Origin of the sequence: Neomesorhizobium albiziae (genome assembly GCF_900114255.1) — a bacterium.
GTDB classification, from domain to species: domain Bacteria; phylum Pseudomonadota; class Alphaproteobacteria; order Rhizobiales; family Rhizobiaceae; genus Neomesorhizobium; species Neomesorhizobium albiziae.
Genome location: NZ_FOSL01000001.1, coordinates 56782 through 77466, shown reverse-complemented (window position 1 = coordinate 77466; position 20685 = coordinate 56782). Strand labels below are relative to the sequence as shown.

Sequence of the window (20685 nt, the reverse complement as noted above, 5' to 3'; positions counted from 1 at the left end):
GCGGCCTTCGGGAAGATTTGCAAGAGGGGCGCTCACCGGGTTCGAACACCACCCTCATCGTGATAGCTGGCCGACTTGGGCGGTGGCGGGTTCCGATGGAACCGGGCACCTTCAGCCAGAGCCTCAACGTCTCCCAGTGAATTCCCGCCATGATTTTCCACGCCATGAAGGGAAACTTCAAGAGGCAAGCTGAAACGGCTGCTGTGCCAAGGCTTTTGCGCCGCAACAGAAGGAGGAGGCAGGCAACACCTCGCAGTGCGACGAGTTTCATGTTGGCTGCGAACCTACCCTGGCTGCGGTTGTGGATGCAGGCATATGAATCTGCTACCGATGGTGCGGAAGTTGTGGGCGGGGCAGGCCTTTCCATCGTGTTGCGTCGGAATGTTCGCCGCGCGTGCCGCTGAATTCGGGCAACCGCCCAGAGCACGGAATGGAGCTGCGCATGCGCTATGTCATCGGGATCTGCCTGGTCACCGGCTTCCTGATCTGGGACGGCTACAGCAACAACGGCCATTACCTTGATCTGGCCTTTCGCCAACTCAGGTATGTGCTGAACTGGATCGGCGTGTAGCGGCGCCCGCGCATGGCGGGTGCGCGCCGCCGCGCCGTCTCGACGCATTGACGTGATGGCCGTCCCGGCGGAGAAGGTGCCTTGCTTGTTTGAAGGAGGCCACCTTGATCCGCCACATCGTGTTTTTCAGCGCGCGGGCGCAAGAGGATGTCGCAGCGGTCAAATCCGGACTGGAGATGCTCGGGAAAATCCCGCATTCCAGCGTCTTCGAAGTATCGCTGAACACCAAGGTCGATCCGCTCTGCGACGCAGTCGACGTGGTCGTCTATGCCGAGTTTCCCGATGAAGGGGCGCTGGCGGCATACAAAGCCGACCCGATCTATGCCGAAGCGACGCGCATGGTGAGGCCGTTGCGCGAAATACGTTATTCGGCCGACGTGGTCGCCGGTTGAACGCGGCCTGCCTCAGTCGTCGTTTGCTGCGTTAAGCTCCTCGGGGCGCAGGCCTCCCGCCTGCCTGGACTTGCGCAGGCGCACCCCGGCTCCCTCGGCGTCCTCGGCGATGAAAATGACACCGGCATTCTCCAATGCGTTGCGGATCGCATCGACTGCGGCGCGCGACACAGGCGCGTCCTTTTCCGATTCGGCCCGCTTGACTGTCGGGATTGAGAGGCCCGTGGTCTGCGCCACCTGGCCTTGCGAAAGGCCGATCAAGCTGCGTGCGGCGCGAATCTGAGCCGAAGTGATCATGGTGCCTGCATCGTCTCCATTGATCCAAAAGTATCAATGACGGCGCCGAGTCGCAAGCAGCGCCACCGCCGGCGGACCGGAATTTCGGGGCTGCAACTTTTCCGTGAAACTTTTCGTTAGCGGCTTACGTGCTCTTTGCGCCGTGCCCCTGCCGCCGTCGATGCCGGCCGATCAGCATTCCACCGGGAGAGAAATTTGCCTCGACGCTTCGAACGCTTTGCCGACCCATGCGGCAACTGGACGGTGTGGGACAAAATGGCGGATGTTCCCGCCACTTATCAGGGATATGCGCTTGCTGGCTTGGCGCCGGAGGATGCAAAGAAGCTCGCGACCCTGCTGAACCTCATATATGAAGCCGAATGCGCCGCCGAGGTGGAAACCGGCAACCGCAAATCGCAGGGCGGACGCGAGGGTGCCGCCTGAACGGCTGACAGGTCGACAGGAAGTAGTGACCTGAACGGCAAGCGGTGCAGGATTTCCGAGACCTCAGCTCACCTCGTAGCCGACTTCTTCGCTGGCGTGGCCGAGCGCCATCCAGAAGGAACGAGCAAAAGACCGGAAAATATAGAGGTCGAACTGGTCTGCGCCGCTGCGCTGGATCTGCGCGAAGACGTCGTGGTGGACGCTCGATATGCCCGATCCCACCGGGAAGGCCGGCAGCGAAAAGTCGATGGCGAAGAACTTCGATAGCACCCATTCGGCCTTCGGGCCGGAAATCCTCAACGCGGTTCTCCCATGCGAAAGGTCGGTCACTGTCCCGATATCGGCCGTCATGATGCCTGAAAGGATTGCCGCAAACCCTTCATTCTGATCGACGATCAGGAATTTGCCTGGCGCAATGCCGAAGGCCGCCTTGCTGTCGCTGGCGACGCCGCCGCCGGCACCATCCGGCAGCGCAAGCCGGGTCACCGTCTTGATCGCGGCGATCAGTTTTTTCTCCTGACCGGGCCATGCCGCGACCTGAACGATGGAGCCTGGTTGCGTCTCGGTGAGCACGACACCGACACCGCTCGTTGTGTTGCCATGCGTGCCGGGCTTCCACACCGGCTTCAGCGGGGAGAGGACGTCAACCATGCATGCGCTTCCCTTCGGGGTCGAAGAAATGGTGGCTGACGATCTCGACCGGCCCGAAACGGTTGCGCAGCGGATCGGACGTAAACGCGCGTTTGCCGTGGCGCGACTTGCCGCCCTTGACCAGAGCCAGCCCGATAAATTTGCCGAGCGCCGGTGAATAACAGGCTGCCGTGATGTGACCCAGCGAGTTGGCCGGATCTTCGGGGTTTGCCTGTTCGACGATATGTCCGCCACCGTTCAGTGGCCGGTTGTCGAGCGAGACGATACCGACAAGCTGTAGCCGATCCTCTGCGGTCATCCCCTCGCGATCCATCATGGCCGAGCCGATGAACGGCTTCTTCTTCGACAACATCCAGTCCAGATGCAGGTCGCGGCCGGTCGTGCGGCCATCGATCTCGGCGCCGGTGACGTGGCCCTTTTCGATGCGCAAGGTGCCTAGCGCCTCCAGGCCGTAAGGCACAAGGCCGAACGGTTTGCCGGCCTCGAGCAATGCCTTCCAGACATGGGTGCCGTGGCCGGCGCCGCAATACACCTCGAAGGCCATCTCGCCGGAAAAGGAGAGCCGGCAGATCATCACCGCCACGCCGGCGATCTCGCCGTGAACGATACCCATGAACGGCATCGCCTCGTTGTCGACCGCGGTTCCGGTGACGCAGGCGGCGAGGATTTCCCGCGCCTTGGGTCCGCCGATCGCCGCGCCCGCCCACTGGTCCGTGACGGAAGTCAGGTGCACCTTCAGGTCCGGCCAGACGACATCCAGGAAATATTCCAGATGCTGCATGACCTTGCCGGCATTGGCGGTGGTGGTGGTCATCAGGAAGTCGTTCTCGCCCAGCCGCCAGGTGGTGCCGTCGTCCATGACGAAGCCATCCTCGCGCAGCATCAGGCCGTAGCGCGCCTTGCCGACGGCGAGGGTGGAGAACATGTTGGTGTAGACGCGGTCGAGGAATTCGGCCGCGTCGGGACCCTGGACGGCGATCTTTCCGAGCGTCGAGACATCGACGATGCCGGCTTTTTCGCGCACCGCCTTCGCCTCGCGGACATAGGCCTGCTCGATCGTCTCGCCGGAATGGCCGTAGATCATCGGGCGGTACCAGAGGCCGGCCGAATACATCGTGGCGCCGTGCTCGATGTGCCAGTCATGCATCGGCGTCAGCCGCTCCGGCTTCAGGTCGCCATAGCGTTCGGCGGCGAGGCTGCCGATCGAGACCGGCGCGAAGGGGGCGCGGAACCGCGTCGTGCCAACGTCGGGGATCGGTTTGCCCAGCGCCTCGGCCATGATGGCGAGGCCGGGCACGTTGGAGGTCTTGCCCTGGTCGGTCGCCATGCCGAGCGTGGTGTAGCGCTTCAGGTGCTCGACGGAGACGAAACCCTCGCGATGGGCGAGACGGACATCCTCGGCGGTCACGTCGTGCTGGTAGTCGACGAAGGCTTTTCCGCTGGTCCGGATCTCGAAGACCGGGGCAGGATTGGATTGGAGCGCGGGGGCGTCGACATTCGGCAATTCTTCGGCCGGGCCGTCGGTTTCGCCGGCGGCCTGGCGCCCTGCCGCGTCGCCTTCGGAGAGTGCTGCTGCGGTCGAGAAGCTGCCGTTGAAGGCGCCGGCGCCGATCCAGTTCTGCGTCGGTTTCGGCGGCAGGAAGGCCTGGCGGTCGTCATCCCATTGCGGGCTGACGCCGGCCTGGCTGGCAAGATGGATGACCGGCGACCAGCCGCCCGAGACGATCAGGCAGTCGGCGTCGATGCTGCGCGGATCGCCGGATAGCGCACCTGTCGCCGCGTCGAAGATCTGTACCTTGACGCCTGAGAGCTTTGTGCCGCCCTCGGTCGCGACGACGGCATGGCCTGCCAGAAACTCGCCGCCGGTCGAAAGGGCCGCGGCGTGAGCGGCCTCCGAAACCTGTCGGCGCACATCGACGATCGCCACGATTTCGGCGCCGGATTTTTTCAGCGCAAGGGCAGTACCATAAGCGCCGTCATTGTTGGCGAATACCGCAATCTTGCGGCCGGGCAGCACGCCGAATTCAGCGGCGTAACGCTCGGCGGCGCCCGCCAGCATGACGCCGGGACGGTCGTTGCCGGGGAAAACCAGCGGGCGCTCGAAGGCGCCGGTGGCAAGAACCACGGCGCCCGGGCGGATCGACCAGTAGCGGTGCCGCGGCTCGCCCTTGGCTGCATCGCGCTTGTGGTCGCTCACGCGCTCCAGCGCGGCAAGCATGTTGTCGTCGTAGTATCCCCAGACCGTGGTGCGGGGGAGCAGCCGGACATTTTTGCGTTCGCGAAGTTCGGCAATCGTGGCTTGCGCCCAGTCTGCGGCGGGCATGCCGTCGATGGTCTCGCTCGACCAGTTGGCCGAACCGCCGAAACGCGGCTCCAGTTCGGCAAGGATGACGCGCTTTCCGCTTTGAGCGGCGGCCTTCGCCGCCATCAGGCCGGCTGGGCCTGAGCCGACCACCAGCACATCGCAAAAGGCGTTGGTGCGCTCGTAGCGCGCCGAATCCTTGTCATAGCCGGCGCGGCCGAGGCCGGCAGCGCGGCGGATGAAATATTCGCAGAACATCCAGAACCGGGTGCCTTTCAGCGGCCCGACCACCGGTCCCATGAACGTCTTGTAGTAGAAGCCGGCGCCAAGCAGCTTGCCGCCGAGCTGGTTTGCCGCGCCGATGTCGAAGGAGAGCGACGGGAAACGGTTCTGGCTGACGACCGTCAGCCCGTCATAGATTTCGAGCTGGGTCGCCGGGATGTTGGGCTCGCGGATGTTGCCCTTCAGCACCGTCACCAGGGCATTGGGCTCGTCGACGCCTGCCGTCAATACGCCACGCGGGCGATGGTATTTGAATGAGCGGCCAAACAGGGTAACGCCGTTGGCAAGCAGGGCCGAGGCAAGCGTGTCGCCGGGATGGCCGCTGTAGGGTTTGCCGTCGAACGTGAAGCGGATGCCGCGGTCACGGTCGACGCGGCGGCCACCGGTATCGATGCGGCGCGGGCTCATGCAGCGCCCCCGCTCTTGCGGTGACGGTCGGATTTGCGGTGGCCGGCATCGCGCGCGAAAGCGACTGCCGAAACCTTGTGGGTCAGCGTGTTGCGGCTGACGGCGAGATGCGCCCGGCAGCCGCCGGAATGCTGCCAGATCTCGTGGTGTTCGCCGGCGATGTTCAGGCGGTCGTAGACATAGGAATTCCAGGCTTGGTTGTCGGTCGACCCGGCGTCTGGGCGGGCGCGGTTGCCGTCGCCCTGATAGGTATATTCGGAAACGTCGCGCGGGCCGCAATAAGGACAGGTGATCAACATTCGTTTGGTCCTAATGCAGCCTTGGGGTCGCGCCCTGGCCCTTGTCGTCGATGACCGCGCCGCGATGGAAACGGTCGAGCGTGAAGGGCGCATTGAAATGGTGCGGCTGGTCCTTGGCAATGGTGTGGGCGAAACACCAGCCGGAAGCCGGGGTAGCCTTGAAGCCGCCGTAACACCAGCCGCAATTCAGGTACATGCCGGGCAGCGGGCCGGTCGTGATGATCGGCGAGCCGTCCATCGACATGTCGCAGACGCCGCCCCAGGAACGCAGCACGCGCACCGGCGCGAGGCTCGGGAACAGCGCCAGCATCTCGCTCATCACTTCTTCTACGATGGGAAGATTGCCGCGTTGCGCATAGCTGTTGTAGCCCTCGATGTCGCCGCCATAGACGAGGCCGCCCTTGTCGGACTGCGACATGTAGAAGTGCCCCATGCCGAAGGTAACCACGGTGTCGAGGAAGGGTTTCAGCGATTCCGACACGAAGGCCTGGAGTGTGTGGCTCTCGATCGGCATGCGCTCGACGCCGGCCATGCGCATGACGTGCCCGGTCGAGCCGGCAACCGCGACCGCGACTTTCTTGGCGCGGATCTCGCCGCGCGAGGTGTTGACGCCGACGACCCGGTCGCCGTCCTTGATAAAACCCTGGACCTCGCAATTTTCCAGGAGATCGACGCCGCGCCGGTCTGCGCCGCGTGCATAACCCCACGCTACCGCGTCATGGCGTGCCGTGCCGGCGCGTTCCTGCATCAGGCCGCCATAGATGGGGAAGCGGGCCGATTTCGACACATCGAGGCCGGGGACGCGGCGGGCCATCTCGGCGGGCGTCATCAGATGCGCGTCGGCGCCGAGGTGGCGCATGGCATTGCCTCGCCGCGCGAAGTCGTCGAGCTGCGCCGGCGTATGGGCGATGTTCAGCACGCCGCGCTGCGAAAACATGACGTTGTAGTTGAGGTCGTGGGAGAGGTTTTCCCACATCTTCATGGAGTGTTCGTAGAACCGGATATTCTGCGGCAGCAGATAGTTGGAGCGCACCGCCGTGGTGTTGCGGCCAACGTTGCCGGAACCCAGCCAGCCCTTTTCAAGCACTGCGACGTTGGTGATTCCGTGCTCCTTGGCCAGGTAATAGGCCGTCGATAGCCCGTGCCCGCCGCCGCCGACAATAATCACATCGTAGCTCGGCTTGGGGTCCGGCTTGCGCCAGGCCGGTTTCCAGTCGCGGTTCCCGGAGAACGCGTTTTTCAGCAGCGAAAGGGCCGAATATTCCGCCATTTATGATTCATCCATGTGGGGGCGATGCGGCAGACTATAGATCACGCCGACGCACCAAAGCCAATATTGCGCCATCGCCTTTCGACTGGCCGACTCCTGCCGCGGCGGCGACGCGGCTTGCCCCCGGCGGCAGGCGTCTTTATCAAGGGCTGACTTTTCGCCCTGCTTCGATTTGGCCATGAGCCGTACCGACATCATGCTCCCAACCGTTTTCCGGCGCCTCGCCGCTCTTCTCATTCTGCTCGTTGCGGCGGCGATGCCGTTGGTTGCGGCGGCGCAGGCGGTCGGCCAGCTCGGCAGCCAGGTCGTCGGCGAACAACAGAACGTCATCGATCAACTGACGCTGAAGACGGACGGCCTCGAAAAGCAGATCACGGCGGAGGCCGAGGACGACGCCGAACTGGTCGAGATCAGGCTTCAGCTCGAGGATATCGGGCGGCAGCTCTTGATTAGCGGCCAGGCGTTCCGGCCGCGGCTGACGGAAATCAACGCGCGGCTGGAGCAGCTCGGACCGCCGCCTGCCAAGGACGATGCGATAGAGCCGGAGGTGGTGACGCAGGAACGTCAGCGCCTCGCCGCTGAAAAGGCCGAGATCAACGGATTGCTCGGGGTCGCCGAGAACCTGTCGATTCGTATCAACAACCTGGTCAACCAGATCGCTGAAATGCGGCGAGATCTGTTCGCCAACCTTCTGACCAAGCGCACCGACATCAACTTCGAACTCGCCGGCGAGGTCGTCGACGCATTCGGCACCGCGACGGACGACCTCTACCGCAGGATAGCGTCGTGGATTCGGTTCGTGGTGCAATTCAAGCTGAGCTCGATGCTGGCGGCGACCTTCTTCGGGCTGCTCGCGGCGATGGTGCTTCTGGTCGGCGGAAGGCGCTTTTTCGGCCGGCTTTTCGTCGCCGATCCGGCCAACGAGAACCCGTCCTATCTCAGCCGCCTGTCGGTGGCATTCTGGTCGACGTTGCTGCCCACGGCGGCAGTGGGTGTCTTCCTCACGACCGTCTATCTGCTCTACGATTATTTTGCCGTGCTGCGCGCCGATATCGGCGAGGTAATGACGGCGCTGTTCATCGTTATCGGCATCTTCTTCTTTGTTCATCGTCTCGCCAGCGCGGTGCTGTCGCCGCGCCTGCCTAATTGGCGGCTGATCGCGGTGGAGACGCCCGCCGCGAGGCTGCTGCTGTGGCTGGTCTCGGCGACGGCGTTTTTCACAGGCGCCGATTTCTTCCTGAGCAAGGTCTACCAGGTGCTGGGGTCGCCGCTGTCGCTGACGGTCGGCGAAAGCCTCGCGGCAACCGTCCTGACCGGCATTCCGATGATCCTGATCGGCCTTGTGCGGCCGTTCGTCGACGAAAACGGCAAGCCGAAACGCTGGCATCCCCTGTTGCGCTTTGCGCTCTATTTCCTGGGCAGTTTGACCATCGTTGCGGCATTGCTCGGCTATATCGGCTTTGCCCGCTTCCTGTCGGCGCAGGTCGTGCTCACCGGCGCCGTCCTGGCGACGATGTATATCGGTTTCCTGTCGGCGCGGGCGATCTCCGACGAGGGAGCCTTCGCCAACACCGCGCTCGGTCAGCGGGTGGCGCGCGTCTTCGGCCTCGACGAGACGACAATCGATCAGCTTGGCCTGGTGGTCAGCGTCGCCATCAACCTGATCGTGGTGGTGCTCGGCCTGCCGCTGATCCTGTTCATGTGGGGTTTCCAGCCGGGCGATATCACGGCGTGGGCCTACAAACTGGCGACGGAAATCAAGATCGGCTCGGTCTCCTTCTCGCTGATCGGCGTGCTGACCGGGCTGCTCGTCTTCGTCTTCGGCTATTTCCTGACGCGCTGGTTCCAGGGCTGGCTGGATGGTTCGGTGATGGCGCGCGGCAAGGTCGATGCCGGTGTGCGCAACTCGATCCGCACTGTCGTCGGCTATGCCGGCCTGGCGCTGGCCGCTCTGGTCGGCGTCTCCGCTGCCGGCATCAACCTTTCGAACCTGGCGCTGATTGCCGGCGGTCTCTCGCTCGGTATCGGTTTCGGCCTGCAGAACGTCGTGTCCAACTTCGTTTCGGGGCTGATCCTGCTGGCCGAGCGGCCGTTCAAGGTCGGCGACTGGATCGTTGCCGGCGATGTCTCGGGCACGGTCAAGAAGATTAGCGTGCGCGCCACCGAGATCGAGACGTTCCAGCGCCAGACGATGATCCTGCCGAACTCGCAGCTGATCAACGCCGCTGTCGGCAACTGGACGCACAAGAACAAGCTTGGCCGCGTCGACATCAAGGTCAATGTCGCCTACGGCTTCGACGCCAGGCAAGCGCACGCGATCCTGCTCGACGTTGCCAAGAGCCACCCTTTGGTTCTGAAAAACCCCGAGCCTTTCGTGCTGTTCGTGAATCTGGGTCTGGCCGCACAGGAGTTCGAAATCCGCGTATTCCTGGCCGACATCCTCAACGGCGCCGTCGTGCAGAACGATATCCGCTTTGCCGTGCTCGACGCGTTGGGCACGGCCGGCATCGACATCCCGTCGACGCCGCGGGCGGAGGTTAAGCCGTCAACACGCGTCGCCGAGGAGGGGGACGGCGCGGACGAGCCGGCGAAACCGGTTTCGCGCCGCAAAAAAAAGGTCCCCGATCCGGACTAGCCTGAAATCCGACCCACGGCAGGCTGAACGCAGCATTCAGTTGCCGTTCAGCTACGCTCTCCTATAAGGTTGCACAGGAGAAAGGCAGTGGCTTTCTCTGGGCAACAGAGGCGGTGGAGACACCGATAGTGCAATGAAGAGATTCTGTGTCGCGATTGCTGCGCTGCTTGCCCTCAGTGGGCAGGGGATCACGGCGAGCGCCGTCAACAAGGATGCCGAGCCACGCACGCTGATCGTGACCGAGGGCGGCAGCAAGAACGAGCTTGCGCTGGCTGCGGGCGAGACGGTGGAATTCTGCCAGTCCGGCTGCTTTGTGACGATGCCGAACGGCGACCGCGAAGCGCTGACCGGCTCCGAAACCATCGAGATCTCCGGCGGCGTCGCCAAGATCAAGTAAGCCGCACCTGCAAGTATTAGACAGGCCGGGCAGAATTGCTCGGCCTTTTTACGCGCTCTGGTAGCAGCCGGTTAACTCTGTACTATGAATTTCGCGCCAGTTTACCCGCGGGGCCGGCCGGTTTAACGGTCGTTTTCGTCTTCGCGGCTATATCGCCCGAGGGAGCGCCCGAAGGCGTTGGCGGGAGCATGGGCGGAAGAAATGGATACGCTATCTGACAATCAGGCGATACCTCTGGCAGTCGACCTCGATGGCACGCTGATCGCGACCGACCTTTTGTGGGAAGGCCTCTTCCTGCTACTGCGGAAAAACCCGCTGTTCCTGTTCCTGGTGCCTGTGTGGCTGTCTTCGGGGCCGGCCCGGCTTAAGCGCGAGATCGCGGCGCGGGTCGACATCGACGCCGGCGGGCTCCCTTATCGCGCGGAAGTTCTTTCGCGGTTGCGCGACGAGCGCGCCGCCGGCCGTGAGATCGTCCTTGCCACCGGCACCCCGCGCAAGTTCGCCGAAGCGATTGCCGCGCATCTCGGCATATTCGACAAGGTGCTGGCGACGGACGAGGCCCACAACTTGACGTCGGGTCGCAAACAAGCAGCGCTGGTCGAAGCCTATGGCGACTGCGGGTTCGACTATGCCGGCAACAGCCGCCACGACCTCAAGGTCTTCGATTCGGCGCGCGAGGCGATCGTCGTTGCGCCGGACCGCCATGCCGCGCGCTGGCAATCGACGCGTGGCGGCGAATTACTGGAAACGCCGAAGCCGACGATCAAGACCGTCGTCAAGATGCTGCGGGCGCATCAATGGCTGAAGAACGGGCTCATCGCCGTGCCGATGGTGCTCAGCCACGAATATTTCAACGTCGGCATGATGCTGTCATGCGTGCTGGCCTTCATCTCCTTCAGCGCTGCCGCGTCGGCGATCTACATCGTCAACGATTTCTTCGACTTGGCCCTCGACCGCCGTCACCCGACCAAGCGTAACCGGCCGTTCGCCAGTGGGCTGTTGTCGATGCCGTTCGGCTTTGCCTCGGTCGCCGTGCTTTTGACTGTTAGCCTCTCCACGGCGCTCTTCCTGCCGATCGAATTCATGGGCGTTCTGGTGGCCTATCTCGTCATCACCACCGCCTATTCTTTCTCGATCAAACGCATGCTCCTGATCGACGTGCTGACGCTTGCCGGCCTCTACACGATGCGCATTCTTGCCGGTGCTGCCGCGACCGGCGTCGATGTGTCGTTCTGGCTGCTCGCCTTCTCGATCTTCTTCTTCCTGTCGCTGGCGCTGGTGAAGCGTTACGTTGAACTGCGTTCGACGCCGCTGCCGGTCGGCGAACGGATCGCCGGCCGGGGTTACCGCGCCGAGGATCAGGAGATTGTCGCGCAGGCCGGCATGGCCTCCGCCTTCTCGTCGGCGCTGGTGCTGGCGCTCTATATCGACAGCGACGCGGTGCGCGAACTCTATGCCAAACCGTGGCTGGTGTGGCCGCTGGCGCCGATCGTGCTCTACCTGACGATGCGCGTGTGGATTCTGGCGCGCCGCGACGAGATGCATGACGATCCCGTCGTTTTCATCATCCGCGACTGGCGCAGCCAGGTGGTGGTGGCGATTGGCGCCGTCCTCATGCTGATGGCAGGCATCTGAGCGATGACGCCGTATGAAAGCTTCGGCCGAACCGTTGCGCCGACGCGCCGGGCAATCGGCGCCGATGAGGCGATCGCCCGTCTGGAGTCTGGCGAGGCCAGCGCGGGCTCGCTGCTTGCCTACGGCAATGGCCGCTCTTATGGCGATTCCTGCCAGAACACGGCTGGCTCCATCGTCGATATGCGGCCAAAGAGCCGTATCCTGGGCTTCGACGCAGGGACAGGCGTCATCGTGGCCGAGGCCGGCGCGCTGCTTTGCGACATCATTGCGCATGCCGCGCCGTTCGGGTTCTTTCCGGCGGTCGTTCCCGGTACACAGTTCGTGACGCTCGGCGGCGCCATCGCCAACGACGTTCACGGCAAGAACCATCATCGCCGCGGTACGTTCGGCCGCCATGTCGAAGCCTTGACGCTGCTGCGTTCCGATGGCCAGCTTCACCATTGCTCGCCGGAATACAATCCGGAGCTGTTTTCGGCGACGATCGGCGGCATGGGCCTGACAGGCATCATCCTGAACGCCTCGATCCGGCTGATGCGGGTTGCCTCCCTCGATGTCGAGGAGACAGTGACGCCGTTCGGCAGCCTTGCCGAATTCTTCGACATGGCCGAGGCGGCGGATGCCGCCAACGAATATGCGGTCGCCTGGATCGACCAGCTCGCTTCGGGAAAAGGCGCCGGCCGCGGCCTGCTGATGACTGGCAATCATTCCGGCTACGGCGCGCGCAGCGCGGCAGCGGTCGGCTCCAGGCTTTCGGTGCCATTCCAGCCACCACTCAACGTGCTCAACCGCCCCTTCCTCAAGGCCTTCAACGCCGCCTACCGCTGGAAGAAAGGCAAGGCGCGAGCTCCGCATGCGAGCGGCTACCAGGGTTTCTTCTTTCCGCTCGACGGCGTGCGCGACTGGAACCGGCTTTACGGGCCGAACGGGCTGTTCCAGCACCAGAGCGTGGTACCCGAAGGGGCAGCACGGCAGGCGGTGCCGGACCTGCTGGCCGCCGCGCAGGGGGCCGGGCAGGGTTCTTTCCTGACTGTGCTGAAACGGTTCGGCGCGATGCGCTCGCCCGGGCTTTTGTCGTTTCCGCGTCCGGGCTACACGCTGACGCTCGACTTTCCGAACCGCGGTGTTACCACCCTGAAGCTGCTGGAACGGCTCGATGCCATCACGGTGGGCGCTGGCGGCGCGGTCAACCCCTACAAGGATGCGCGCATGGGCGCCGAAGTCTTTGCCGCATCCTTCCCGAATTGGCAGAAGCTGGAGGCCGCGCGCGATCCCGCCTTCATGTCGGACCTCTGGTCGCGCACCGCGATGCGGCTGGCATCGCCAGGTGCGGGCGCGGGACAGGCGGCGGCTTGATATGCCTTTGAATTATTGTTGGTAAACAAAGAGATAAACGTGATCTTATTCGAATTTTAGAGGTTGTTTCACGAATTATTTTTGTGTTTGTGTAGAAGTGTCGTCGGCAGGTGGAAAGCATGAAATATCTCGGATTCATACTCTTTACAGTGATGACCAACGCCGCAGCGCAGCTGATGCTGAAGCACGGCATGATGTCGCTCGGATCGATCAGCTTCGAGGGCGCCAACCCGGTGCTGAAGCTTTTGCAGATCGTGTTCAGCCCGTGGGTTTTCCTCGGCCTTTGCACCTTCGTGATCTCGATGGCATCGCATCTCTACGTCTTGTCCAAGGTCGAGCTCTCCTTTGCCTATCCGTTCCTCAGCCTTGCCTATGTGGCGGTCGCGGTGTTCGCCTACTTCGTCTTCCACGAAGATCTGAACGCCTGGCGCATCGCCGGCATCGCCTTCATCTGCATTGGCACCGTGCTGATCGCCCAGGGCGGCAGTGGCCATGCAGAGGCAAGCACCCCAGAACAGAGCGTCAGTACAAGCGAGTTGACACGATGAGACACATCATTTTCGGAGGCGACGGCTTCGTCGGCCGCCATCTTGCGCCAAAGCTGATCGCCGATGGCGAGGAGGTCGTCGTCGCCGACATCGTCAAGAGCGACCTGACGCATTACCGCAAGGGGACGTTCGTGGAGTGCGATGTCACCGACCCCGCGTCGGTGGCCAAGGTGGGTATCCGCGCCGACGACATGGTCTACAATCTGTCGGCAAAAATGCTGTCGCCGATCCAGGTGCGCGCCAAGCGGCATGACTTCTTCTGGCCGGTGAACGTGCACGGCACCGAAAACATCATCAAGGCGATGGACCGGGTCGATGCGCCGAGGCTGGTGCACTTCACTACCGACATGATCTACGGCCACACCGTCACCTATCCGATGACCGAAGAACATCCGGTGGCGCCGCTCGGCGAATACGGCTGGTCGAAGCTGAAGACCGAGGAGCTTGCCGCCGAATGGCGCAAGCGCGGCATGAACATTTCGCTGTTCCGCCCGCGGCTGATCATCGGTCCCGGCCGTCTCGGCATTCTGGAAAAGTTGTTCAAGCTGATCGACATGAACCTGCCGGTGCCGATGATTGGCTCCGGCAGGAATCCGTACCAATTCATCTCGGTGTTCGACTGCGCCGAAGCGGCGCGGCTTGCTTGGAAGGCAGGCGTGCCCAACGAAGCCTACAATCTGGGCTCGCTCAACCCGCCGCCGGTGCGCAAGCTGCTCGGCGACCTGATCCGGCACGCCGGTTCGAAGTCCCTGCTGATCCCGACACCCGGCTGGGCGGTGAAGCGGACGCTCGATCTGCTCGATCTGATCAACATGCCGATCATGGATCCGGAACAGTATCTGATCGCCGATGAGGAATGCGTGCTCGACGTTTCGAAGGGGGAGCGCCAGCTCGGCTGGGTTCCGCAATACCGCGACGAGGACATGCTGATCGCCGCCTACAAGGAATATCGCGCCAAGAAAGACGGTCATACAGTGGCCGCCAACCACGTACCGGCCGAATAGATCGGGCTGCGAGGGAGACAAAGATGACCGCCATGACCAAACCCAAGACAGACGACGCCCGCGCCGTCGTCAACGCTCCGGCATTGTCGCCGGCGGCGATCGTCAAGCCGGCGATGATCAGCGTCGAGGAATCCAAGGCGATGGACGTCGCCCGCATGACCGACCTGTTCAAGGCGCATCTCAATCCCGGCCAGCTGCACTTCATGAAGCTGCTCGGCTTCCACAAGATCAAGATCGAGACGGCGGAAGGCATGTTCTATGTCGACCAGAACGGCCGCCGCATCCTCGATTTCTTCGGCGGATTCGGATCGCTGGCGCTTGGGCACAACCACAAGCGCATCATCGCGGCGCGCGAAAAGTTCCAGGACGAAAAACGCCACGAGATCGCCATCGCCTTCATGTCGCAATATGCGGCCGCACTCGCGCACAATCTTGCGCAGATCGCGCCGGGCGACCTCGACATGGTGTTCCTCGGCTCGTCCGGCTCGGAAGCCATGGAAGCGGCGATCAAGATCGCCGAGCGCGCCGCCGGGCCAAAGCGCCCGAAGGTTGTTTATGCCGAGAACTCATTCCACGGAAAAACCAAGGGCGTGCTGGCGATTACCGACGGCCAGCTTTACCGCGGCGAGTTCAAGCTGACCGACAATACGGTGCGGGTGCCGTTCGGCGATATCGACGCCATCGAGCGGGCATTCAAGTCCGATCCTGAAATCGGCGCCATCGTTCTGGAAACCATCCAGGGCGGCGGCGGCATCGTGCAGGCGCCCGCCGAATTCTGGCAGAAGCTCCGGGCGTTGTGCGACCAGTATGGCGTGCTGTGGGTCGCCGACGAGGTGCAGTGCGGCGTCGGCCGTTCGGGCCGTTTCTTCGCCTTCGAGCATTACGGCGTCGTGCCGGACGTGACGGCGGTCGCCAAGTCGCTCGGCGGCGGCAAGTCGGCCATGGCGGCCATGATCGCCAAACGCGACGTCTATATGAAGGCATACGGTACACCGAAAACGGCGATGATCCACGCCGCCGCCACCTTTGGCGGCATCGGCGAGGCTTCGATCACCGCCATCGAGACGCTGCATGTGCTTTATGACGAAGGGCTGATCGAAAATGCCGCCGTCACCGGCGACTATCTGCTCAACAGGCTTCAGGCGCTGCAGGCAAAATATCCGAAGATCATCAAGGACGTGCGTGGCAAGGGCTTCATGATCGGCCTGGAGTTCCACGACTTTTCGCAGACGCTGCCGATGGTGCTGCGCCCGGTGGTCTCGATGCTGGACGACAAGCTGAAGGGCTCGTTGTCCGGCTTCGTCGGCGCGCTTCTGCTGCGCGATTACGACGTGCTGGTCGCCTTCACCGAATACAACCGCAATGTCATCCGGCTGCTGCCGCCGCTGATCTGCCAGCGCGAACATGCCGACCGGCTCGTCGATGCGATGGACAGCCTCTTGGGGCGCGGCATCGTGGCCATCGTCAAGGATTTTGTGAAAAGCCAGGTGAAGTAAAGACGGCATAACGTTGAATATAGAAAGGCCGGGGCTGGACCCCGGCCTTTTTCTTGGCCGTACGTAGCGGCCCTTCGGGCTGGTCGCAGCCTCGGTTCCCCGCCGTCGCTCAGGGTTACTGCGAGAACAGTGCCGCAAACCGGGGATGGACATAAGCGTCGTAGCAGGCGTCGAGTTTCATCCGGATGTGCTTGGTGAGCGCGGGGGCATACATCTCGTGAAGCATCGCGTTGGCGGTGGTCGGCGGGCAGGTTGGATAAAGCACGAGATCGGCGTCCGCGGTGGCTTGCTCTTCATCCGAGCCAGGGTCCGGCACCGCGCGCATCGGGTCGGCGCCGATGGCGATATGCAGGGGTGCCGAACGATCCATCAGCCACGGGAACGGGTTGACGAAGTTGAGCGACATGATCGTTTCGAAACGGATGCCCTTGGCCGCCTCCAACGCCTTGATCGAATCGATCGCCCGGTCGACGGCGGTGAGGTAGACGACCTGGAAGTCGAAATCGGAATAGAGCATCGGGGTCGGCAATTCGCCGACGTTGATCATATCGTCGTAGAGCGCCCGATGCTCCGGATAGAATCTGAGCATGTGCTCGGCGCGCATCGCCACTTCGCTTCGCATGTTGATGGCGCCCAGCGACTTCAGGTTGGCATTTTCGAGCGGCAGGTTCTTGGTGCTGCCTATATAGGCCCTCGCGGCGCGCTCGATCAGCACGACCGCCGGCGGGAAGGCGACGGCGGCCGCCAGGCCCGCGACCACCACCAGCTGGATGGGGCGTGCCAGGAGAAAGCGCGAATCCATGAGGACGGCAAGGACCACCGGCCAGAGGAAGATCATCGCCTGGCTACCGGTGTTCTGGGTCTCGAACAGGATACCGGCAAACAGAACCGCACCCAGCCAGAACAAGCGATGGTCGAGCAGCTTGTTGAAGCTTGCAATTCCGAACGATTGGAAAAGGTTTGCCACGCGCTGTTTGAGGCCAGCCCAGTCGCTCCATGCAAGGGCTGCGATCAGCGCCGAAGTCGTCAGCACGATGCCGAAATTCAGCGATGTCGCCTGCAGGAAGCGAGGCAGAAGGGTGCCGCTGTTCATCTGCACGAGGCTGATGATGTTGGCGACGTATTCGCTCACCAGGCCGCTGGAAAGTTCCGCCAGCACCAATGTTGCCGCAAACAATGCGAGCGATGCAAGCGCGACGCGCAGCGGCACGCGTCCGGCCAGGAAGGCGAACGCGCAGATGATGCCGCCGGCGACGAAGCCGGTGATCTTCAGCAGGAACAGGGCCGTCATGATGATCGCGATCATCAGGCCAAGGCTGAGCCGATCCTTCACGAACAGCAGGGCAGCCACGAGGATGTAGAGGACCTGGCAGATCTGGCGGTTGTAGATGCCGAAACCATCCGAACCCGGGAACGGGTAAAAGGCGCGCGTGTTGAAGGGCAGCAGCGCAAACAGCAGAAACGGCAGCAGCAGCGCCAGGGCGATGCCGCGCGATTTGCGGTCGACATGCCACAGCAGCATCGCCATCAGCGGCGCGGTAATCAGCAGCAGGGACCAGTGCGCGAGCAGGGTGGGCTGCGCGTTCGGGAACACCCACAAAAGGCCGGCAAAGAGATAGTAGCCCAGCGGCCCCACCGGCGTGAAGAAGTCGATGACCGGCGCCTGGCCACTGAAAATGCGGTTGGCAGCATCGTAGTAGATGATGACGTCCCAATACATGGGGCCGACGGGCAGCCGTATCGGAAGCGAGAGGAGAATGGCCACGGTCGCCACGGCGAGCGCCAGGATCGTCCACGGCGATGACAGGGAGAATCGAGAGATGCCCGCGCCGCCTTTCTTGTTGACCGCAATGCTCATATGTCGCGTTTCCGCATCCTGCGTGCCTCGCACGCTCCACGAGATCCGGCCGGCGGTGCCGCCAGTAGATTCCGTCCCATCGCCCCGGACGGTATTTACCATTTGCAGCGATGCCAAAACGTTAATGGCCGTTACAAATCTAGCTTGAAGTGCAATCGAGGTCGCGCGGTTTTGGGGCGATGTCGCAAACAGGCTGCAATCGCTCGAGGCCGGCCTATAGTCTGCCGAAAATTTGATGTCGGAGTCGTGGGCAATGGCAGAGTTTCCGAAACGGGCGAAGGTCGTCATCATCGGGCTGGGCGGTATCGTGGGCGCGTCGGTGGCCCATCACCTGATCGAGCGGGGATGGGATGACATCGTCGGCATCGACAAGTCCGGCATCCCGACCGACATCGGGTCGACGGCGCACGCGTCGGACTTCTGCTACACCACCAGCCACGACTTCCTGTCCTGCTGGACGACGCTCTACTCCATCGATTTCTACGAGAAGATGGGCCACTACGCGCGGGTCGGCGGCCTCGAGGTCGCCCGCGTCGGCGACGATGACCGCATGGAGGAGATCAAGCGCAAGGTGGCCTCCGCCAAGGCTTTCGGGACCCGCGCACGCCTCATCGAACCCGCCGAGATCAAGGAAAAATTCCCGCTGATCGAAGAGCATCTGGTGCAGGGCGGCATGTGGGATCCCGATGCCGGTCTTGTCATCCCGCGCTCGCAGACGGTCGCGGGCAAGCTTGTCGATCAGGGCGAAGCTTCCGGAAAGCTCAGGGCCTTCGCCAACACTCCGGCCAAATCGCTGGTCATCGAGAACGGGCGGATCAAGGGCGTGGTGACGGACCGCGGCACCATTCATGCCGACCATGTGGTGGTGTGCGCCGGCATCTGGGGCCGGCTGATCGCGGAAATGGCGGGCGAGGACCTGCCGGTCATGCCGGTCGACCATCCCTTGACCTTCTTCGGCCCGTACACCGAATTTGCCGGCACAGGCAAGGAGATCGGCTGGCCGCTGCTGCGCGATCAGGGCAACTCTGCCTACATGCGTGACACCGGCGACCCCAGGACCGCCGAAGGCGGGCAGATCGAGTGGGGCTACTACGAGGAAAAGAACCCGCGCCTGTGCCACCCGCGCGACCTTCTGGAAAAGCACGAGTCGCGGCTTTCGCCGTCGCAGCGCGACCTGGAGATGGACCAGATCATCGAACCGCTGGAACGCGCGATGGAGCTGACGCCTATACTGGGCGAACTCGGCTACAATGAAAGCCACTCCTTCAACGGGCTCCTGCAGGTGACCACCGACGGCGGCCCCTCCATGGGCGAGAGCCAGAAGGTGAGGGGGCTGTGGTATGCGGTTGCGGTATGGGTCAAGGACGGCCCGGGCATGGGCAAGCTCATCGCCGACTGGATGACAGACGGCCGCACGCCGATCGACCATAACAGGCTCGACTATTCCCGCTTCTATCCACACCAGATGGAAGAAAAATTCATCGAGGGCCGCTGCGGCGAGGCTGCCCAGAAAGTCTACAATCCGGCCGTGCATCCGCGCGAGCCCTATGCGACCGGCCGCAATGTGCGCCACTCGCCGTTCTACGAACGCGAGAAGGAGCTCGGCGGCTATTTCATGGAACTCGGCGGCTGGGAGCGCGCCCACGGTTACGCCGCCAACGAGCACCTGCTGGAGAAATACGGCAATCGCGTTCCTGTACGCGAAAATGAATGGGACAGCCGCCACTTCTGGCGCGTTTCCAATGCCGAGCATCTCGCCATGAGTGAGGATTGCGGTATCGTGAACCTGTCGCATTTCGCCATCATCGATGTCGAAGGCCCCGATCATGTCGCGCTGATGGAATGGCTGTGCGCGGCCAAGATCGGCGGCGACGCCAATATCGGCAAGGGCATCTACACGCACTTTCTCGACGACGAGGGCATGGTGCGCGCCGACCTCACCGTCATCCGCTTGGCCGACCGCTGCCGCATCATCGACGGCGCCGATGCCGGACCGCGCGACTTTCACTACGTCAGGAGGGTGGCAGAGGACAAAGGCTTCGATGTCACCGTCACCGACGTGACCGAGAAATACGTTACCGTCGGCATCTGGGGGCCCAACGCGCGCGCGACGCTACAGAAGGTCGTCGAGGATCCAGCGGGTCTCACGCCCGAAAACTTCCCGTTTGCCGCGATCAAGCCCGTGAAGATCGCCGGCAAGGAGGTCACCGCATTCCGCATCTCCTATGTCGGCGAGCAGGGGTGGGAACTGCACATGCGCTACGAGGACGGCCTTGCCGTGTGGGACGCGCTGCGCGCGACGGGAGTCATGCCGTTCGGCGTCGAAACCTACGCCAACTCGCGCCGCATGGAAAAAAGCCTTCGCCTGCAGAACGCGGATCTTCTGACCGAGTACAATTTGCTTGAGGCCGATCTTGCCCGGCCGAAGGTCAAGGAGGCGGATTTCCGTGGCAAGGCCAAGCACGAAGAATACCGCGCGCGGAAAAATCAGCCGGCGATGCTGTGCACGCTGGTCATGACCGACAATCTCGATTCCAAGGGGGTTGCGCGTTATCCCGTTGGCATGATGCCGGTGATGGACCCGGAGACGGGCGAGACGCTGGTCGACGAGCTCGGTCGCCGCTCCTTCACCACTTCGGTCGCTTATGGGCCGACGATCGGCAAAAACATCGCGCTTGCCTATCTGCCGTGGGCCTATTGCACGGAAGGCCGTAAGCTCTCCGTCGAATATTTCGGCCAGACCTTTCCGGCCGAGGTGACGGCAATAGGCTACAAGCCGCTCTACGATCCGGAGAATTTGAAGCCGCGTAGTTAACGGGTTTTGCCCGTGGTCGCGAAATCGTGAAGAGAAAAGGCCCGGGTTC

The 20685-nt window shown here is 62.9% G+C and carries 17 protein-coding genes and 1 pseudogene; 11 read left to right on the top strand and 7 right to left on the bottom strand.

The window, feature by feature from the left end; genetic code table 11:
- Nucleotides 1–121 precede the first annotated feature (121 nt).
- Nucleotides 122–271: pseudogene (locus tag F3H98_RS32490) on the bottom strand (hypothetical protein); the annotation flags it as partial.
- 171 nt (nucleotides 272–442) lie between these two features.
- Here F3H98_RS32490 and F3H98_RS32250 point away from each other — a divergent pair.
- Together F3H98_RS32250 and F3H98_RS00375 are read left to right on the top strand one after the other, a co-directional pair.
- Nucleotides 443–571 (top strand): hypothetical protein, encoded by a 129-nt coding sequence (locus F3H98_RS32250; RefSeq protein ID WP_280177952.1) that lies wholly within the window; start codon nucleotides 443–445, stop codon nucleotides 569–571.
- 104 nt (nucleotides 572–675) lie between these two features.
- Nucleotides 676–963, top strand: coding sequence for a Dabb family protein (locus tag F3H98_RS00375; protein WP_149757144.1), 288 nt, complete (start codon nucleotides 676–678; stop codon nucleotides 961–963).
- Nucleotides 964–975: 12 nt separating this feature from the next.
- Here the strand turns inward: F3H98_RS00375 and F3H98_RS00370 are convergent, their stop codons facing one another.
- A complete protein-coding gene (locus F3H98_RS00370) occupies nucleotides 976–1260 on the bottom strand; it encodes a helix-turn-helix domain-containing protein (protein ID WP_149757142.1) in 285 nt (94 codons plus the stop codon).
- A 195-nt stretch (nucleotides 1261–1455) separates the two neighbouring features.
- Here F3H98_RS00370 and F3H98_RS00365 point away from each other — a divergent pair, with 195 nt between their 5' ends.
- The gene (locus tag F3H98_RS00365) at nucleotides 1456–1683 is read left to right on the top strand and encodes a hypothetical protein (RefSeq protein ID WP_149757141.1); all 228 of its coding nucleotides are present in this window, start codon (nucleotides 1456–1458) and stop codon (nucleotides 1681–1683) included.
- Nucleotides 1684–1746: 63 nt separating this feature from the next.
- Here F3H98_RS00365 and soxG read toward each other — a convergent pair whose 3' ends face one another.
- The 4 genes from soxG to F3H98_RS00345 are packed head-to-tail and all read right to left on the bottom strand — an operon-like array spanning nucleotide 1747 to nucleotide 6895.
- Nucleotides 1747–2334, bottom strand: a complete 588-nt coding sequence (soxG, locus tag F3H98_RS00360; RefSeq protein ID WP_149757139.1) for a sarcosine oxidase subunit gamma family protein — start codon at nucleotides 2332–2334, stop codon at nucleotides 1747–1749.
- A complete protein-coding gene (locus F3H98_RS00355) occupies nucleotides 2327–5326 on the bottom strand; it encodes a sarcosine oxidase subunit alpha (protein WP_149757137.1) in 3000 nt (999 codons plus the stop codon). The genes soxG and F3H98_RS00355 overlap by 8 nt, the downstream gene beginning before the upstream one ends.
- Entirely contained in the window at nucleotides 5323–5625 is a 303-nt protein-coding gene (locus F3H98_RS00350) for a sarcosine oxidase subunit delta (protein WP_149757135.1), read from the bottom strand. Before F3H98_RS00350 ends, F3H98_RS00355 begins: the two co-directional genes overlap by 4 nt.
- Before the next feature lie 10 nt (nucleotides 5626–5635).
- Entirely contained in the window at nucleotides 5636–6895 is a 1260-nt protein-coding gene (locus F3H98_RS00345; RefSeq protein WP_149757133.1) for a sarcosine oxidase subunit beta family protein, read from the bottom strand.
- A gap of 178 nt (nucleotides 6896–7073) precedes the next feature.
- On the opposite strand from F3H98_RS00345, the gene F3H98_RS00340 reads away from it, so the two are divergent.
- From F3H98_RS00340 to F3H98_RS00310, 7 genes are all read left to right on the top strand, one after another.
- Complete coding sequence (locus tag F3H98_RS00340; RefSeq protein ID WP_244621548.1) at nucleotides 7074–9530, top strand: mechanosensitive ion channel family protein; 2457 nt, start codon at nucleotides 7074–7076, stop codon at nucleotides 9528–9530.
- A 133-nt stretch (nucleotides 9531–9663) separates the two neighbouring features.
- On the top strand, nucleotides 9664–9927 hold the full coding sequence (locus F3H98_RS00335; protein WP_149757131.1) for a hypothetical protein: 264 nt from the start codon (nucleotides 9664–9666) through the stop codon (nucleotides 9925–9927).
- Nucleotides 9928–10128: 201 nt separating this feature from the next.
- Nucleotides 10129–11562 (top strand): UbiA family prenyltransferase, encoded by a 1434-nt coding sequence (locus F3H98_RS00330; protein ID WP_149757129.1) that lies wholly within the window; start codon nucleotides 10129–10131, stop codon nucleotides 11560–11562.
- 3 nt (nucleotides 11563–11565) lie between these two features.
- Nucleotides 11566–12915, top strand: a complete 1350-nt coding sequence (locus F3H98_RS00325) for an FAD-binding oxidoreductase (RefSeq protein WP_149757127.1) — start codon at nucleotides 11566–11568, stop codon at nucleotides 12913–12915.
- A 119-nt stretch (nucleotides 12916–13034) separates the two neighbouring features.
- Complete coding sequence (locus F3H98_RS00320) at nucleotides 13035–13463, top strand: EamA family transporter (protein ID WP_149757125.1); 429 nt, start codon at nucleotides 13035–13037, stop codon at nucleotides 13461–13463.
- Nucleotides 13460–14467, top strand: a complete 1008-nt coding sequence (locus tag F3H98_RS00315) for an NAD-dependent epimerase/dehydratase family protein (protein ID WP_149757124.1) — start codon at nucleotides 13460–13462, stop codon at nucleotides 14465–14467. Before F3H98_RS00320 ends, F3H98_RS00315 begins: the two co-directional genes overlap by 4 nt.
- Nucleotides 14468–14490: 23 nt before the next feature.
- Nucleotides 14491–15963 (top strand): aspartate aminotransferase family protein, encoded by a 1473-nt coding sequence (locus F3H98_RS00310; RefSeq protein ID WP_149757122.1) that lies wholly within the window; start codon nucleotides 14491–14493, stop codon nucleotides 15961–15963.
- Between the two features lie 115 nt (nucleotides 15964–16078).
- Here the strand turns inward: F3H98_RS00310 and F3H98_RS00305 are convergent, their stop codons facing one another.
- Nucleotides 16079–17821 (bottom strand): hypothetical protein, encoded by a 1743-nt coding sequence (locus tag F3H98_RS00305; protein ID WP_149757120.1) that lies wholly within the window; start codon nucleotides 17819–17821, stop codon nucleotides 16079–16081.
- Nucleotides 17822–18074: 253 nt separating this feature from the next.
- Here F3H98_RS00305 and F3H98_RS00300 point away from each other — a divergent pair, with 253 nt between their 5' ends.
- On the top strand, nucleotides 18075–20636 hold the full coding sequence (locus F3H98_RS00300) for a GcvT family protein (RefSeq protein ID WP_149757118.1): 2562 nt from the start codon (nucleotides 18075–18077) through the stop codon (nucleotides 20634–20636).
- The last annotated feature ends 49 nt before the right edge of the window (nucleotides 20637–20685 follow it).

Coding starts and splice junctions, on each gene's coding strand:
- F3H98_RS32250 (WP_280177952.1), top strand. CDS start 443: ATGCGCTATGTCATCGGGATCTGCCTGGTCACCGGCTTCCTGATCTGG.
- F3H98_RS00370 (WP_149757142.1), bottom strand. CDS start 1,260: ATGATCACTTCGGCTCAGATTCGCGCCGCACGCAGCTTGATCGGCCTT.
- soxG (WP_149757139.1), bottom strand. CDS start 2,334: ATGGTTGACGTCCTCTCCCCGCTGAAGCCGGTGTGGAAGCCCGGCACG.
- F3H98_RS00355 (WP_149757137.1), bottom strand. CDS start 5,326: ATGAGCCCGCGCCGCATCGATACCGGTGGCCGCCGCGTCGACCGTGAC.
- F3H98_RS00350 (WP_149757135.1), bottom strand. CDS start 5,625: ATGTTGATCACCTGTCCTTATTGCGGCCCGCGCGACGTTTCCGAATAT.
- F3H98_RS00345 (WP_149757133.1), bottom strand. CDS start 6,895: ATGGCGGAATATTCGGCCCTTTCGCTGCTGAAAAACGCGTTCTCCGGG.
- F3H98_RS00340 (WP_244621548.1), top strand. CDS start 7,074: ATGAGCCGTACCGACATCATGCTCCCAACCGTTTTCCGGCGCCTCGCC.
- F3H98_RS00335 (WP_149757131.1), top strand. CDS start 9,664: ATGAAGAGATTCTGTGTCGCGATTGCTGCGCTGCTTGCCCTCAGTGGG.
- F3H98_RS00330 (WP_149757129.1), top strand. CDS start 10,129: ATGGATACGCTATCTGACAATCAGGCGATACCTCTGGCAGTCGACCTC.
- F3H98_RS00325 (WP_149757127.1), top strand. CDS start 11,566: ATGACGCCGTATGAAAGCTTCGGCCGAACCGTTGCGCCGACGCGCCGG.
- F3H98_RS00320 (WP_149757125.1), top strand. CDS start 13,035: ATGAAATATCTCGGATTCATACTCTTTACAGTGATGACCAACGCCGCA.
- F3H98_RS00315 (WP_149757124.1), top strand. CDS start 13,460: ATGAGACACATCATTTTCGGAGGCGACGGCTTCGTCGGCCGCCATCTT.
- F3H98_RS00310 (WP_149757122.1), top strand. CDS start 14,491: ATGACCGCCATGACCAAACCCAAGACAGACGACGCCCGCGCCGTCGTC.
- F3H98_RS00305 (WP_149757120.1), bottom strand. CDS start 17,821: ATGAGCATTGCGGTCAACAAGAAAGGCGGCGCGGGCATCTCTCGATTC.
- F3H98_RS00300 (WP_149757118.1), top strand. CDS start 18,075: ATGGCAGAGTTTCCGAAACGGGCGAAGGTCGTCATCATCGGGCTGGGC.